1 protein-coding gene and 1 pseudogene are annotated in these 542 nt (G+C 75.5%); one reads left to right on the top strand and one right to left on the bottom strand.

Annotation, left to right across the window (positions count from 1 at the left end):
* Positions 1 to 324 (bottom strand): 50S ribosomal protein L11 methyltransferase (locus tag AB0O00_RS40380; protein WP_363659642.1); only part of this gene is annotated, 324 nt, incomplete at its 3' end.
* Between the two features lie 24 nt (positions 325 to 348).
* On the opposite strand from AB0O00_RS40380, the pseudogene AB0O00_RS40385 reads away from it, so the two are divergent.
* Positions 349 to 542 (top strand): annotated as a pseudogene (locus AB0O00_RS40385) (hypothetical protein); the annotation flags it as partial.

Here is a 542-nt window from a genome sequence, read left to right on the forward strand (position 1 = left end):
GCGCCGGACGTTGCGCCGGGTGTTCTCCACGGCCGCCGCGCTGATGTCGAGGGCCGTCACCGCGGGGCAGCCCGAGAGGGCGGCGACGACGCTGGTGACGCCGGCACCGGAGCCCATCTCCAGGAAGGCGCCCTGCGCCGGGTAGTCGAGCCAGCCGGAGAACAGCGCGGTGACCGGCGTGTAGGCGGGGGAGAACACGCCGTCCAGCAACTCCCACGTCCTGCCCAGGAGTTCGAACTCCTCCGGACGGGCGGAATCGCTCAGGTGCCGCTCGAACAGGCTGTGGCCGCGGTGGAATCCGGTGCCGGGCTGCGGCTGGGGCATGATGACTCCTCGACAATGACGGCTGTGGGGTGTGACCAGCCTCCACGGGCACGCCCCCGCCCGGCCAGCACCCCCGGGCCTCCGGAACCCGCCAGGCGCGAACCCGCCACGCCGGGCGCGGAGGCGGCGGACCTCGCCGCCGCGACCCGCGACCCGCGCCACCGCATCCAGGCCCTGCGCCTGCTGAAGGCGGCCCGCGACCCCGCACCCCGGCACCC

Origin of the sequence: Kitasatospora sp. NPDC093558 (assembly GCF_040683475.1) — a bacterium.
Classification (GTDB): Bacteria; Actinomycetota; Actinomycetes; order Streptomycetales; family Streptomycetaceae; genus Kitasatospora.